The following is a 15,263-nucleotide window of genomic DNA, read 5'->3' as shown; positions in this document are numbered from 1 at the left end:
CTAACTTGTTCAGTTAGAGAATATATTTGTACCTTCGCAGCGTCAATTCATTGACTATCTAAAATTATCGTCAGAAAAATGGCTAAACAGAAATTTTATGTAGTATGGGAAGGCGTCACCCCCGGAGTTTATACTTCCTGGACAGACTGCCAGCTTCAAATCAAAGGATATGAAGCTGCCAAATACAAATCATTTGACACGCGCGAAGAAGCGGAACGCGCGTTGACAATGTCTCCCTATGCTTATATCGGCAAGAATGCAAAGGCTAAATCAGGAGGTCCCAAACCTTCTTCGGATACTTTACCCTCTTGTGTGATCGACAATAGCCTGGCTGTCGATGCAGCCTGTAGCGGTAATCCGGGACCGATGGAATATCGCGGCGTACACATCGCCAGCCGTCAGGAGATTTTTCATTTCGGCCCGATGAAAGGCACGAATAATATCGGCGAGTTTCTAGCCATCGTACACGGGTTGGCGTTGTTGAAGAACAAAGGTTTCGACATGCCTATTTACAGTGACAGCGCGAATGCCATCAGCTGGGTACGACAGAAAAAGTGCAAGACCAAACTCCCCCGAACCCCGGAAACAGAAGAACTCTTTCTGTTGATTGAACGGGCAGAAAAATGGTTGCGGGAAAATACATATACCACTCGTATCCTGAAATGGGAAACGAAAGAATGGGGAGAAATTCCGGCCGACTTCGGCAGAAAATAAAAGAACATAAATTTCAATCATAAGAAAAGATGAAAACATTGACTTCAAACAAAGCTTTCTGGCTGTTATTAGTCATTTGCGTAGTTACTATCCTGCCTTTCCTCGGCTTGTCGGAATACCACACGAAAGGTGAGCCTCGCGAAGCTATTGTTTCCTATTCCATGCTGGATAGCGGAAACTGGATCTTACCCAGAAACAACGGAGGAGAAATGGCTTATAAACCGCCTTTCTTCCATTGGAGCATCGCTGCTGTATCAGCAGTAGTGAACGGAGGGCAAGTCACAGAAATGACCTCCCGCCTGCCGTCCGCCATCGCCTTAATTGCCATGACTCTCTGCGGCTTTCTGTTCTTTGCCAAAAGAAAAGGAGTGCAACTGGCGTTATTGGCTGCCTTTATTACCCTGACTAATTTCGAATTACACCGGGCCGGAGCCAACTGCCGGGTGGACATGGTATTGACAGCTCTCACCGTTGGCGCTCTATATTGTCTCTACAGATGGTATGAGAAGGGGCTCAAAGGTATTCCCTGGCTGGCCATTCTCCTGATGAGTTGCGGAACACTGACTAAAGGACCGGTAGGTACTATCATTCCATGCTTAGTTGTAGGCATATTCTTGTTGCTCCGAGGTGTCAACTTCTTCAAGGCATTCCTGCTGCTTTCCGCCTGGGCTATCCTTTCTCTCATCCTGCCTATCTGCTGGTATGTAGCTGCTTACCAACAAGGTGGAGAAGAATTCCTCGCATTAGTGATGGAAGAAAACCTCGGTCGCATGACCAATACCATGAGCTATAATTCATGCGTGAACCCCTGGCACTATAATTTTGTGACCTTGTTTGCCGGATATGTTCCCTGGACACTGTTAATCGTACTTTCTCTGTTCAGCCTGACTTACCGTAAGTTCAATATCCAGCCAGCCACCTGGTGGAAACGTTTCACTGCTTGGATAAAGAATATGGATCCGGTAGATTTATTCTCTTTCACCAGCATCGTCGTCATCTTCGTCTTCTACTGCATCCCGCAGAGCAAACGCAGCGTCTACCTGATGCCTATCTATCCTTTCATTGCTTATTTCCTTGCCAAATATCTATTTTATCTGGTTAAGAAGCAATCCAAAGTCATCAAAGTATATGGAAGTATTCTTGCGGTAATCAGCCTGTTGCTGTTCACTTGCTTCATTGTATTAAAATGCGGGCTCATCCCTGAAACAATCTTCCACGGCCGTCACGCACAGGACAACATTAATTTCATGCGCGCCATACAGAATATCAGTGGTGCAGGAGCCTTGTTGCTGATTGCCGTTCCTACCGTCCTCGGTATCTACTGGTGGTTCTATCAACGGAAACATGCATTGAGCAACCGCTTCCTGTATGCCCTCGTCGTGCTTACCATGGGATTATACCTTGCATTAGACGGTGCTTATCAGCCGGCAGCATTAAATTCGAAATCCGTCAAATTCGTCGCTGCAGAGATCGAAAAGATTGCGCCGGAAAGCGAAGGGACTATGTACGAATTCATTGAAGAAAGTCTACATGCAGCAGGTGATCCTGTGCATTACTTCGAGATTAATTTCTATCTGCATAACCGTCTCGACAACTTCTATCAGAAACGTCCTGCCAAAGGTTTCTTGTTAATCGGCACCAATGACGCAGAGAAATATCTTCCTGAATTTGAGAAAGAGGGGTATCAGTTCGAACAGGTTTACGAATCTCCTAAACGAGTGCTCCGGCAAATAGCCAAAGTATACAAGTTCATTAAAAACGAACAGCCTGAAAAAACCGAAACTACTCCTATTGTTGAGTAAAAGGGACAGAATTTACCGTTTTTCCATGCTTCACAAGGAACTCTGCCGATTGGAGCATGGAAAAACTATATTCTTTTAAAGGCAAAAAGCGATCATCCATCGGAACGGCTTTCAATTTACCATTGTCTATATGATAAGTAAATTCCTGCTGCGTCTCGTAATTAAAAAGATACAATAACGTATCATTGCGTCCCACAATCATATTGTCGGCAGTATAAAACATACAGGGACGTTCTTCTTTCAGCAAATCCACTCCAAAATTATTCTGTAGATAATCAATATTCAACAGCCCCAATATCGTAGGCTGTATATCTACCTGACCTCCAAAAGTGTTTTTCTCTTCCGGATGAATACGGCTGGAGTAAATCATCAGCGGGATATGGTTATAAGATTCCGGCAGCTCACATTCGGCGTCTCCCACCAATTTGCCATGATCTCCTTCCAACACAAATATCGTATTATCAAACCAGGGCTGTTTACGTGCCTCTTCAAAAAACTTACGCAAAGCCCAATCCGCGTACTCAACAATCTGCGTCTCTGGTTCACTCGTTTTCGGATGGAAGAAAGGAGGTATCACATACGGTGGATGATTGCTGATGGACAGCAAAGTAGCAAAGAAAGGCTCTCCGGTGGCAGCCCGCTGATTCAATACCGGAATTGCATAGTCATACAGGAAATCATCCTGTACTCCGAAGCTATTCACAACCTTATCAGCCGGATAATTTTCTTGTGAGAACACTTCATCATAGCCGTTTGTCCGGAAGAAAGCGTTCATATTATCATACTGCCCTTCGTGCGTCATAAAGAAAAGGTTATAATAACCGTTTTCTTTCAGGACAGTAGGCAGTCCCGAATAGTGGGGAATGACAGAGCCTTTCATGAGGTTTCGTTTCATCATCGCCGGGAAAGAATATAAGGTGGCATACAAACCATGATTCGTATGGATTCCTGCCGAATAGAAATTACGGAAGCTAATAGAACGGGTATACAGACTATCCAGGAAAGGAGTCAGCGTCTCTGATTGCCCGAAATGCTTCATCAGTTTACTGGACATGGATTCCATCATAATCAGTACAACATTGGGGCGACCTTGCTGCACGCTATCTGCTTTTGAAGCATGTCTGTACACAGCCAACGGTGAGACAGCTACCTCTCCCTGACGATTGAGCAGAGCTTGCGCCTTAGTTATGGCTTCCTGCTCATCCATCAGATGCAAGTATTTATTTTCAGGACGCATATCATCCATCACACTCGTCAACAGATTAAAAGTCGGACTTACTCCCAATTGATTCAGAAAAGCATCCTGACAGAAATATGCCGCACTCACTTTGATCGGATTATAACCTGTACGCCCCCGAATTCCAAAGATGCAGAGGCCGATCAGACAAGCTCCGACCAGAACCACAATTCCTCTCTTCCAAAATGGGAACGAAGCGGAAGTGGTAAGGCTACGACGATGGAAATAACGCGACAGACAGACAAGCCATACTATGAACCCGGCCAAGAAGAGCAGGAATAATCCGATGGACAAGTAATAGGCACTTTCTCCCAATATCATTCCGGCGGTAGTTCCTGCATAACCGAACCATTCGAATATAGAAGAATTGATATGCTTAAAGAAATAGGCAAAGTAGGGTATGTCCGACGCACTGATTAAATAGACCAGTCCATAAAACACACTGAAAAAGATTGTGAAGAAACGGAACAATGCTTTCCCATAGTAGTTGCAGACTCCACACACCACCGCAATTGCCAGCGGCAACAGAAGTATGTAACAACCGATCACATTATCAAACCAGACACCATGCAAAAAAGCAAGCATTGAAAGGCTCTTATCCGACAAGGCTTCAGAAGTCAATTGATGATAGGATGAGATAAAAAGTACCAGGCGAAACAGTCCTGCGATCAGCAAAGCCGAAACATGTATCGTGAGTATATATACAATAAGATTTAGAAAACGTTTCATAATAGCCTTTTCTTTTTATGAATTAAATGAAAGAGATTTAATAAAATTATTTTCTCCCTTTGTAGATATAAACGAAATGAAGAATTAGGAAATTGATAGGTACTACAATTATCATCACCAGTATCGGCGCCAGAAGTTCGCCTGCCCCTATCCAAAGGAAGAGATTCAACAAACCAATCTCAAGCAGATAATTAATCAGATGACTAAAGCCAAACCCAACCGCATTGCGAGACGAGGGCTTGGAACGAAAAGTAAAAAAGGTAGTCAGGAAATAATTGCAAATAAATCCGACGGCATAACCTGCCGTAAAAGAGATATTGGCGTTTGCAACCAGTAAAACCAGACAATACACTCCGTAATGAATAGCCGAGGATATAGTACCGACAACTCCGAAACGAACGAATTGCCAAAACTTATCCCGCCAGTCCGGATGCCTGTCAAATATAGCTTTACTTATCTTGGTCATCGTATAGTACTTCTTCCACATTATAGAGCGGACGACGTTTTACTTCTTTATAGATTTTACCAATATACAACCCGACAGCTCCTATTGACATTAGAACAATTCCACCGACAAACCAGACAGACAACATCAAAGATGCCCAGCCATGCTCTGCCGTACCCGAAATTAAAGAGTACAATACATAAATTCCGATCAGGATACTGATAAAAACAAATATAATTCCCAGATAAACAATACCGTAAATAGGCTTCACCGAGAAAGAGGTTATTCCGTCCAAGGCCAGGCTGAACATCTTTCTCACTGTATATTTGGAGGTTCCGGCTGTCCGTTCCCGGATCACATCATCTACCGTAGTGGAAGGGAAACCCAGTAATGGGATAATACCACGCAAATAGACATTGCGCTCTTGATAATGAGACAACTGTTCCAGTACTCTCCTACTCAAAAAACGAAAATCCGCATGATTGTAGATTGTCTCTACTCCCATCCGGTGCTGTAATTTATAAAAAGCGGTTGCGGAAAGACGTTTCAGCATCGGATCTGCCTGGCGGGATACTTTCACCCCGTATACAACATCATATCCTTGTGTATAAGCATCGATCATCTCCTCAATCGCATTCAGATCATCCTGCAAATCGGCATCAATGGTAATAACGGCATCGCTCCAATCTTTAGCGGTCATCATACCGGCCATGATAGCATACTGATGTCCCACGTTGCGAGCCAGGTTCATTCCTTTTATATATGGATTCGTCCGGTGCAGTTGTTTAATAATGCTCCATGTACGATCTTTACTGCCATCATTCACAAAGAGCACAAAACTGTCGGCGCTGATCTTTTTTTTCGCCACCAAGTCATCAAACAAAGCTGTCAAACGGGTGGTTGACTCTTCCAACACTTCCTCCTCATTATAACAGGGGGATACAATAGCCAATTTAATCATTTTTCGTCCGGTTTATTTAGTTCAGCCAGTTTTATCTGCGCAAACTCCGAGTAAGTCATAAAAGGGTAGCCTTTTTCTTTCAGGTTGCGGATAAGCATATCCAAACGTTCCTCCATTCCTTTGCCGGAATGGTTGCGGATGATAAAAGGCATTTTAAATTCAGGGTGTTCACCCAACGGATAGAACTCCCACGGGTGGAAATAAGTCACAAAATATCCGTCATGCTTCAATACCCGGTTTACCAGGAGTTGATACAGCCACATCGGCAGATTATGACAAGACAGCCAAAATAGCGGGAAACGAATCCATGGAGTTACAGAAGCCGGGATTTGAAGTAGTTTGCCTGTCATAAAGCAGGTACGCGGCTCTGATAAATGCATATATCTTCCGGGGATAAATGCGGGATTCAATGAGGAGTTGTACACATACCCCATTCGTTCAAGTTCCGTATCTGATACGGGAAACATACGCGGTTGGCGATAGCCTTCTATCGTTCTGCCGGTAAGACGTTCCAGAATTTCTTTTGAACGGCTGACATCAGAAGTCTGCGGTTGCCAATGGTCACATCCATGCGCAGCCACTTCATGTCCTTCGTCCATAATGCGCCGCATCACCTCCGACGCATTTTCTGCAAAATTGCTTGTACAGAAGAAAGTGGCTTTCACCCCGTTTTTTTTCAGGCAGTCCAGTATCCGGTTCGTACCATAGACTGATACTTTCATCGCTTCATCCAGCGGAAAGTCTACGCCATGTTCACGAGGTACATCAAATTCTTCTGTATCAAAACTTAATAATATCATTGCATTATCAAAAAATTACAATTGCTGCATTACAGTTGTTGCATATCATGCAGGCGTTTGTAATAGCCGTTTAATTCTATAAGTTCCTCATGCTTACCACGTTCTACAATTTCTCCTTCATATAACACGCAGATTTCATCTGCATTCTTAATAGTAGAAAGACGGTGGGCAATAGCAATCGTTGTACGTGTTTTCATCAAACGTTCCAACGCTTCCTGCACGAGACGTTCTGATTCGGTATCCAATGCAGAAGTAGCCTCATCGAGAATCAGAATCGGAGGGTTCTTCAGGATGGCACGGGCGATACTGATACGCTGGCGCTGACCACCGGACAGTTTTCCACCACGGTCGCCGATATTCATGTTATATCCTTCCGGTTTCTCCATAATGAAGTCATGCGCATTGGCAATCTTTGCCGCCTCTACCACTTGCTCCATTGTCGCATTCTCCACACCAAAAGCAATGTTATTGAAGAATGTATCATTGAACAAAATAGCTTCCTGGTTTACATTACCAATCAGACTACGCAAATCAGCAATGCGTACATCACGAATACTTGTTCCATCAATGGTAATATCACCTTCCTGTACATCATGGTAACGTGGCAACAAATCGACTAAGGTAGATTTACCGGAACCTGACTGTCCAACCAGTGCAATCGTTTTTCCTTTGGGAACTGTCAAATTTACATGTTTCAGTACCTCTCTCTTACCATCGTAGCTGAAAGAGATATCTTTAAATTCAATCTTGTCATTCAAACCTTTCAACGGTTTCGGATTCGGAATCTCCTTAATCTTATTCTCTGCTTTCAGGATTTTATCAACACGTTCCATAGAAGCCAAACCTTTCGGAATGTTATATCCTGCTTTAGCAAAGTCTTTCAACGGATTGATTACACTATACAAGATAACCATATAGAAGATGAATGTAGGAGCATCAATGGTTGCATTCTGTCCCAAAATCAATGTACCACCAAACCACAGTACGGCTACAATCAGAATGGTTCCCAAAAACTCACTCATCGGATGTGCCATAGCCTGACGTATAGCAACCTTGTTTGTTGCATCCCGAAGTTCGTTACTACATTTGGTGAAGCGGTTAATCATTTTATCTTCCGCAATAAAAGCCTTGATGATGCGCAAACCTCCCAGTGTTTCTTCCAATTGCGACATCGTATCACTCCACTTTGCCTGTGCTTCCAGTGACTGGCGTTTCAGTTTTCTTCCGACCACTCCCATCAACCAACCCATTCCCGGCAATACAATAATAGTAAAAAGAGTCAACTGCCAACTAACGGTGACCAATGTCACGAAATATATAATAATCAGGATTGGACTCTTCATCAACATATCCAAAGAACTAGTAATGGAGTTTTCAACCTCTCCCACGTCACCACTCATACGGGCTATGATATCCCCCTTTCTTTCTTCAGAGAAAAAAGACATTGGCAGACGCATGACCTTAGCATATACCATAATACGAATATCACGTACCACTCCTGTACGCAATGGAATCATCACAGCTGAAGAAGCAAAGTAACAACCGGTTTTAAACAATGTCATCACCATCAGGAACAATCCCAAGAAAATAAGAGCCACAGTGGGACCATTATCCACTATCATTTGAGATATGTAATAATAGAAGTTATTCTTGGCAACATCTGCTAAATCACCACTACCCCATTCCATAAAATGGTATACTTTATCCGCTCCTTCTGTTTTAAACAGAATGCTCAAAATAGGAATCAAAAATGTAAATGAAAAGACATTGAATACAGCAGACAAAATATTCAGCAAAATAGCCCAGCCGATATACTTCTTATAAGGCGACACGAAACGTCGCATTAGTTGTAGAAATTCCTTCATTATTTACCATTAAAAAAGTTAAGACCGCAAAGATACAATAAAACTGATTAACAGGCAGTAGTTTCAGCTAATTATTAACGCGATTTATCGAAAAGCACGTTTCAACAAACGAAAAATGACTCAATAATTCTCTTTCAACCAAATACCCAAGAAACGATCATATATTTGATACACTCCCTTTTCTTGGGTCACAAAATCCTTTTCCAGTAATCCTTTCAATGCTGACTGCACAGAACTGGCTGAAGCCAGTCTGTATTTCTTTATGAAAGCACCGGAAGTGATAGCTTTCGCTTTTCCCTCTTTAGTGATAGCAATCAGTAACTCCTTTTGCTTTTCCGGCAAACGAAAAAGGATTTCCGAATAAGTATATCTGAATGAATCAATAATCTGCCGAATGGCCTCTGACACCATTTCCACTTTACAGACTCCGTGCTCCGGGGTCATATCATAAAGTGTATTCAATACTTTTTGTATATACCATGTGACTCCTTCAAACTGTTGATAAACTGCGGTAACAGCACTTTCTTCCATTTCTTTGCCTGCACGTTTGAAATGCATACCTGCAAAACGAATGTATTCTTCTAAAGGAATACTTTCCAAATGCATCATTGACACACTTTGATAAAAAGGTCTGGAAGGCGTCAAAAACATATTCCCCATCACATGCCGCTGGCTCCCGGCAAAAATAAAACGCGCATTATTACAATGCTGCACATAAGTCCGGAGAGTAGCCTCTACATTTTTCTCTGCATACCCGGTAATCTGCTGAAATTCATCAATGGCAATCAAACAAGGCTTATCCGCTTGCTCTAAATACCGGAAAATTTCATCGAGCGTAGTAGCCGGAGCTTGTATATCTCCTAATCCCAAATTCAAAGAAGGCATACCATTCACATCAAAAGAGATACTGGCCTGCAAAGATTTCACACATTCCCAAAAACCATGCAAAGCTTTCTTCCCTATAGGTTTCAGTACTTCCAAAATCTCTTTACTAAGTGCAAATACCAAGTCGCGCAATGACCGGCTGTCATATATATCAATAAAGAAAGTGTAATAGTCCTGCTTAATTTCAGGAAACTGAAAGCAATGACGGATCAGCCCCGTCTTTCCCATTCGTCGGGTAGAGACAAGAGCCAGGTTATTCCCATTCATCACTTCGCGTACCAACTGTTCGCTTTCCTGCTGACGGTCACAAAAATAATCAGCAGACACATATCCACTTGTTATAAAAGGATTTCTTATCATAGCCTTCATATATCTCACGTTATTACGCAAAGATAATTATTATAAAATAATAAAATGCACATCTCATGCATTATTTCATCATCGCCCTTACCCAACAGCCACCACATGATAATAAACTCCGCGTGTTTTCCTGAATGACTTTACTCCCAGCCTCTGCAAAATACGCCCGAAATAATTAACCTGTCCGGAAGAAATCTTCATTTTACTTGCCTTTTGTATCCGCTGAAGTATATCTGCAGCAAGTAACCATTCTCCCTCTTCTTCCTCTTCCGCTACCCGGTAATACACCTGGAACAACTGCTCGATTGGCGGCGACTGCTCAAACTCCCGGTTCGCCTCCGTCATAATAGCCTCTTCCTTCTCATCAAACCAGTAGCGTTCATTACTACGCAGCAGTGCCATTGCCTGCGCATACAATTGCTCATAATCAATAGGGCGGACCACATCAATCACTCCAGTCACCTCAACACCGATAAAACGGCGACTGCCGGAAGTATCTGTCAGCAAATCTTTATGATTACTCGTTCCTATAAAAGAGGCATACCGACGGAGTTCCTCCACAGCCGAAGCATTCGGACGTCGTGTGTTGACAACAGGCTTTTGTAGAATATGCTTGAGAAAAGACTGTTGATTGATGCCAATCTGATCGAACTCATCCATATTAATCAATAAAAAACGATTCAAGTATAGCTCGGCATCCCGCTTCCGGCTGAAATCAATACTATCCGTATAATAAGCCTGCAAGCATGGAGGCAAAATCAACCGGCAAAATGTAGACTTACGATAAGCCTGTGGACCTATCAATATAGGAGAAGTGCTATTTGCATGATTCTTTCCCATTCCACGCCAATGCGCTATCATACTAAGAAACCAACGACGAAACAATTGCGCCCAATGAGGATGATCGCAAGGAACTCGTTTGGCAAGATCGCCGATGTGATCCTTACCATCCCAATGAGGAAGGTCATAAAGGAATTCCTCGATAGGCTGATAAACCGGCACATGATCCGAATTCAGGTAACGTACCACATCTTTATCCCACAGCTTAAGCCCTTCATAATGTGCATTCATTGCAATACTTGCCATCAACCGTTTATCCACCGGATGAAAATAAAAATTAAAGCTGTTCCGTTCACGACATTCCACTTGTGATGTCAACTGGTTGAAACGAAAATCATAACGCCGTTTCATAAACTCATCCATCTGCATGACAAATAATTGTTCCGGCAACAGACTACTTTTACTCGCAAACCCTTCACAAGTGCGGTATACATTCCGCACGGTTCCCCGAACCAATGTATCGTCCTTCGGCAAGCGATAATGAGCGCGAGACCATCGCACTGTATCTTCCTCCGGAATACCGGCACGGAAACAATGTCCTGCGAGGTTAATCAACAGCGATTGTTTGTCTCCTTCCGGTTGATAATCAGTCTCTTCATCCAACGCACGTGCAAAAGCAGCTTCGAAAAGGACAGAAAGCGCATTACACTTTTCATATCCCGGCGCAAGCCGTTGCAACGGTGAAGTTTCCGTTTGCACCCGTTCGCGGTAAGTCACCTCACCCGGCATAGCCGCAGGCTGCTTCATATAAATAGGCATTGCTTCGGGGTTAAAATACAAGTGCGGGTCAAAAGTTAAACGACAATATTGCTCCAACGAAGGTACTTTCAGTTCAATATCATAAGGAAGTTGTGGCTGATAAAATTTCACTGCCAACCGATAGGCATGCGCATGAAAAAGCTCCGCTTCTTCACTAGTTGTCGGCAAACGATCATTGGGATAAGTAAAGCGTACCCATACTTTCACAGACTTTCCGGAAGAACCGGTGAAAGCCAAGTAAGTCTGCGGAAGCTCCTTTACCCGTTCTTTCACTTCATCCGCCTCCATGCGTCCGGACAAGTTGTTGACCTGAATCATCACAATTCCATTGTATTCACTCATCGTCGTTATGCCGCCTTTGCGAAAAAAGGCGGCTGCAGGTATCAGCTTCGGCACTTTCTGTACATAGTCATTTTTATCACCCGGAAGCATAAAAGGCAGGACTTCTCTCATTTTTGAGACAGGCTGTGTTTTGGTTTCCACTTTCATTTGCTCCACGAGCTGTTCAATTCTTAACGTACGCATAGTGTTCACCTTGCCATCGTCTCTTACCAGTGTTATTCTCATTACTTTATTTATTTGTCCTGCATGTGTTTTGTAGGGCGATTATTACGACACAAATATACTGTAAATATTCCACACAAACAACTTTTCAGAGAATACTTATTTCATCTTTCTACTAGAAAAGATTTTTCAATTTTATTTCTCATATTCTCATAGATTTCAGATAAAGCACATATAATCAAAGAAGTACATTATGAGAAACGTTTTTAAAATAGGTATTTCTCATACTATCCTCATCAATTTTCTTCAAAAAGCCGCTATTTCTCATACTCTTTCAGGGTATTTCTCATAGTCAGACACAACTATTCTCCTGTTTATCCGCCAAGCTTATCTTAGAAAACAGCTAGCTATTTCTTTCATGAAAACAACTAGTTAATTACTTGTTTTTCACCTAATAATGTCGTATCTTTGAAAGAGCATCCCAATCGTTCCACTACAGTGCACAGGCCTGTTCACTACAGTAAAAAGTTCTGTCTACTAGAGTGAAAAGAACCGTTCACTGTAGTGGAACAATCAGGATGGCGGTTGAATAATAAAAGAATAAAAGCGAGATACACTAAGAGCATCAGTACATAACATATAAACAACCATTAAATTAAAACAAAGATGGCAATACAATTCGAGTTTTATAAGAATCCCCAACCGGAAAAAGAAGGGGAAGAACCTAGTTACCACCCACGGGTGGTTAATTTTCAACATGTGACCACTCAAAAGCTGGCAAGAGAAATCCACATGGCAACTACTTTCGGGAAAGCAGAAGTAGAAGCCATGTTAATGGAATTGAGCAGATGCATGGGCAACCATCTGTGCGAGGGAGAACGAGTACATCTGGATGGAATCGGCTATTTCCAGATTACATTGCAAGCTACCGAACCCGTGCACTCGCTTACCACTCGTGCTGACAAAGTAAAACTTAAGTCCATTAACTTCCAAGCTGATAGAGATTTAAAAGGTTTGTGCATGAGCACTCACTTACGACGTTCAAAATACAAGCCACATTCCGCTTCTCTTTCTGAAGAAGAGATTGACAAGAAACTCACTGGATATTTTGCAACTCATCCTGTATTAACCCGTAGTAATATGCAGTCGCTCTGCAGTTTCACTCAAAGTATGGCCAGTAGGCAAATCCGTCGCCTAAAAGCAAAAGGCAACTTACAGAATATAGGTAAGCCCACACAGCCTATTTATATACCAACACCGGGACATTATGAGAAATGAGTTCAACAGGTATGAGAAATAAGCCAAATCAAGGTCTATTTGCGAATAAAGCTATGAGAAATACCAATTTTAAAAGTATTTCTCATAGCTTACTTTATTAATTATCTGCCATTTAAATCAAATCTATGAGAATATGAGAAATGAATATCTTATTTCCAGCGCAGGCAGTTCAATTTTCGACCAACCACTTCTCTATATTTCTTGTTTGAGCACTGAAATTCACACCAATCTTAAAAAGTTTTCGTGAATCCGTTTCAAATGGTCGGGAATAATGCTTGTCATTTATCTGTTGCAGAGCTTCTTCCGCCGTACCATTCAATTTAAATTCCATGATGTAGATGAATTTGTCGGTCTGCAATACCATATCCACACGGCCCTCACTCGTATGATATTCCGCTTTTACATAGAAGCCTACCAATTTACACACGATATATAGTACATTCTGATAATGTAATTCCAATTCGCGTGCTAGTTCATAAGGAATATCAGAAAAGAAACTTTGCAAGCGGCGGAAAAAAGATTCGTAATCACCAGCCTCCACTTCACGAACAAATTTCAGAATTTCAAAAGGAGACTCCACTTTATTGACGTTCGCATAATAAGGAAGGAGAAAACGGATAAATCCTTCCTCCACTTCACGATTAGGAAAACCTAAACGATATATTCCAAAACGCTCATCATACCCCTTAATGGTGAGGTATCCGCTCTGATAAATCACCGGAATAGGATTGGTAGATTCAGAATCTATACTGTTCAGTACCTGTTCATCGGTTTCTTCATGGGCCATTCGGTGTAGATCATAATGATGCTTCTTCAGCAACTCCACTAAATAAGTAGGAGTACCTGTTTCAAACCAGTAGCTTTTAAACTCATTCCTATCAAAAGCTAGAAGCAGACTGAAGGGATTATACATTCCTTTGGAATTGTGCGTGAAATGATAACCATCATACATTTCTTTCAACCGGGCACATATCTCTTCATACGTCACCCCCTGCACATTGGCAAATTCATGAAGTTCGGCATCCAGATTATCGTATAGTTCCTGTTCGCTCACACCACAAATGTCTATATACTTATTCCACATTGAAATGTCATTCAGGTTATTCAAATCACTGAATACACTGACTTTACCAAACTTGGTCACTCCCGTCAACAGAGCAAACTTAATACTACCATCCTGACTTTTCAATGCGCCATAAAAGGCTTTCAATGTATTGCGGAAACTCTTTTGCAAAACATCATCACCAATAGCCTGTAACATTGGTTTATCATACTCGTCTACAAGAATGGCCACACGCTGCCCTTCCTGCCGACAGGCACGCTTAATAATCCCCTCAAAACGCATCGCCAAGGATTTCTCCGAGGGCTCCGCACCATATATCTTCTCCCATTCCACCAATGCCCCGTTGAGTTTGTTCTCCAAACTTTCCGGAGTATCATATTTTTCCGTATTAAGATCAAGATGTAAGACAGGATACGTTATCCAATCTTTTTCCAGCTTCTCCATAGCCAGTCCTTCAAAAAGCTCCCGCTTTCCTTGAAAGTAGGCTTCAAGCGTAGAAATGAGCAGACTTTTGCCAAAACGGCGCGGACGGCTCAAAAAATAATAGCGCCCAGTTTTTACTAACTGATAAATCATTGCCGTTTTATCAATATAAAAATAGCCATCATTACGAAGACTTTCAAAGTTCTGTATACCGATAGGGTAAATCTTGCCACTCATATTGCAATCTGTTTAAGTTCACATCGTACAAATATACATATTATCTCAATATAAAGAAACAAATACCCAAAGAGGAATCACATTCCGCATCCCGTACTCAATATCATCTTTCACAACATACACATTCTCCACATCATGCGCCTGCTTCTGCGGTTTATTTTTTCCACCTACTCCAAAGGTATAACCACCTACCGTAATATGATCTATAAAGCGTATCCATCATTTCTTGTTTTGGGGTTATATAGACAAATATAGAGCAAATTGCCGAATAAAACTAGCATTTTTTAGAGAAACTGCAGGTTTCATCACGGCTCTTTCATTTAGGATTTCGTTGCTCATTCAAAAATGTTGTTATTTTATA

General features: G+C 42.0%; 11 protein-coding genes. 3 read left to right on the top strand and 8 right to left on the bottom strand.

The features are described 5' to 3' along the window. The first annotated feature begins 78 nt into the window (after window positions 1–78). Both ACT8YW_RS04565 and ACT8YW_RS04560 read left to right on the top strand, forming a co-directional pair. Window positions 79–714, top strand: coding sequence for a ribonuclease H1 domain-containing protein (locus ACT8YW_RS04565; RefSeq protein ID WP_444104152.1), 636 nt, complete (start codon window positions 79–81; stop codon window positions 712–714). A 29-nt stretch (window positions 715–743) separates the two neighbouring features. After that, window positions 744–2,516, top strand: a complete 1,773-nt coding sequence (locus ACT8YW_RS04560) for an ArnT family glycosyltransferase (protein WP_444104151.1) — start codon at window positions 744–746, stop codon at window positions 2,514–2,516. Here ACT8YW_RS04560 and ACT8YW_RS04555 read toward each other — a convergent pair. The 7 genes from ACT8YW_RS04555 to ACT8YW_RS04525 form a co-directional block, all read right to left on the bottom strand. Continuing rightward, window positions 2,503–4,482: an LTA synthase family protein gene (locus ACT8YW_RS04555; RefSeq protein ID WP_444104150.1), complete on the bottom strand. Its 1,980-nt coding sequence runs from the start codon at window positions 4,480–4,482 to the stop codon at window positions 2,503–2,505. The genes ACT8YW_RS04560 and ACT8YW_RS04555 overlap by 14 nt on opposite strands. Window positions 4,483–4,528: 46 nt before the next feature. Then, on the bottom strand, window positions 4,529–4,948 hold the full coding sequence (locus tag ACT8YW_RS04550; protein ID WP_151927759.1) for a GtrA family protein: 420 nt from the start codon (window positions 4,946–4,948) through the stop codon (window positions 4,529–4,531). Further along, window positions 4,932–5,888: a glycosyltransferase family 2 protein gene (locus tag ACT8YW_RS04545; RefSeq protein ID WP_004314479.1), complete on the bottom strand. Its 957-nt coding sequence runs from the start codon at window positions 5,886–5,888 to the stop codon at window positions 4,932–4,934. The genes ACT8YW_RS04550 and ACT8YW_RS04545 overlap by 17 nt, the downstream gene beginning before the upstream one ends. Next, window positions 5,885–6,688 carry a polysaccharide deacetylase family protein gene (locus ACT8YW_RS04540; RefSeq protein WP_444104149.1) on the bottom strand — a complete coding sequence of 268 codons (804 nt, stop codon included), beginning with the start codon at window positions 6,686–6,688 and terminating at the stop codon, window positions 5,885–5,887. Before ACT8YW_RS04540 ends, ACT8YW_RS04545 begins: the two co-directional genes overlap by 4 nt. Window positions 6,689–6,717: 29 nt before the next feature. Next, a complete protein-coding gene (locus ACT8YW_RS04535; protein ID WP_120144788.1) occupies window positions 6,718–8,553 on the bottom strand; it encodes an ABC transporter ATP-binding protein in 1,836 nt (611 codons plus the stop codon). 120 nt (window positions 8,554–8,673) lie between these two features. Next, the gene (locus ACT8YW_RS04530) at window positions 8,674–9,807 is read right to left on the bottom strand and encodes an AAA family ATPase (RefSeq protein WP_444104148.1); all 1,134 of its coding nucleotides are present in this window, start codon (window positions 9,805–9,807) and stop codon (window positions 8,674–8,676) included. Window positions 9,808–9,885: 78 nt separating this feature from the next. After that, on the bottom strand, window positions 9,886–11,964 hold the full coding sequence (locus tag ACT8YW_RS04525) for a BT4734/BF3469 family protein (protein ID WP_444104147.1): 2,079 nt from the start codon (window positions 11,962–11,964) through the stop codon (window positions 9,886–9,888). A 603-nt stretch (window positions 11,965–12,567) separates the two neighbouring features. On the opposite strand from ACT8YW_RS04525, the gene ACT8YW_RS04520 reads away from it, so the two are divergent. Beyond that, window positions 12,568–13,179 (top strand): HU family DNA-binding protein, encoded by a 612-nt coding sequence (locus ACT8YW_RS04520; protein ID WP_444104146.1) that lies wholly within the window; start codon window positions 12,568–12,570, stop codon window positions 13,177–13,179. A 169-nt stretch (window positions 13,180–13,348) separates the two neighbouring features. Here the strand turns inward: ACT8YW_RS04520 and ACT8YW_RS04515 are convergent, their stop codons facing one another. Continuing rightward, complete coding sequence (locus tag ACT8YW_RS04515; RefSeq protein ID WP_444104145.1) at window positions 13,349–14,902, bottom strand: ATP-binding protein; 1,554 nt, start codon at window positions 14,900–14,902, stop codon at window positions 13,349–13,351. Window positions 14,903–15,263 lie beyond the last annotated feature (361 nt).

The sequence above is a fragment of the Bacteroides sp. genome (assembly GCF_052357945.1).
GTDB lineage: Bacteria > Bacteroidota > Bacteroidia > Bacteroidales > Bacteroidaceae > Bacteroides.
This window is presented reverse-complemented; position numbering and strand designations above follow the sequence as displayed.

Coding starts and splice junctions, on each gene's coding strand:
- ACT8YW_RS04550 (WP_151927759.1), bottom strand. CDS start 4,948: ATGACCAAGATAAGTAAAGCTATATTTGACAGGCATCCGGACTGGCGG.
- ACT8YW_RS04560 (WP_444104151.1), top strand. CDS start 744: ATGAAAACATTGACTTCAAACAAAGCTTTCTGGCTGTTATTAGTCATT.
- ACT8YW_RS04555 (WP_444104150.1), bottom strand. CDS start 4,482: ATGAAACGTTTTCTAAATCTTATTGTATATATACTCACGATACATGTT.
- ACT8YW_RS04565 (WP_444104152.1), top strand. CDS start 79: ATGGCTAAACAGAAATTTTATGTAGTATGGGAAGGCGTCACCCCCGGA.
- ACT8YW_RS04545 (WP_004314479.1), bottom strand. CDS start 5,888: ATGATTAAATTGGCTATTGTATCCCCCTGTTATAATGAGGAGGAAGTG.
- ACT8YW_RS04530 (WP_444104148.1), bottom strand. CDS start 9,807: ATGAAGGCTATGATAAGAAATCCTTTTATAACAAGTGGATATGTGTCT.
- ACT8YW_RS04515 (WP_444104145.1), bottom strand. CDS start 14,902: ATGAGTGGCAAGATTTACCCTATCGGTATACAGAACTTTGAAAGTCTT.
- ACT8YW_RS04525 (WP_444104147.1), bottom strand. CDS start 11,964: ATGAGAATAACACTGGTAAGAGACGATGGCAAGGTGAACACTATGCGT.
- ACT8YW_RS04535 (WP_120144788.1), bottom strand. CDS start 8,553: ATGAAGGAATTTCTACAACTAATGCGACGTTTCGTGTCGCCTTATAAG.
- ACT8YW_RS04520 (WP_444104146.1), top strand. CDS start 12,568: ATGGCAATACAATTCGAGTTTTATAAGAATCCCCAACCGGAAAAAGAA.
- ACT8YW_RS04540 (WP_444104149.1), bottom strand. CDS start 6,688: ATGATATTATTAAGTTTTGATACAGAAGAATTTGATGTACCTCGTGAA.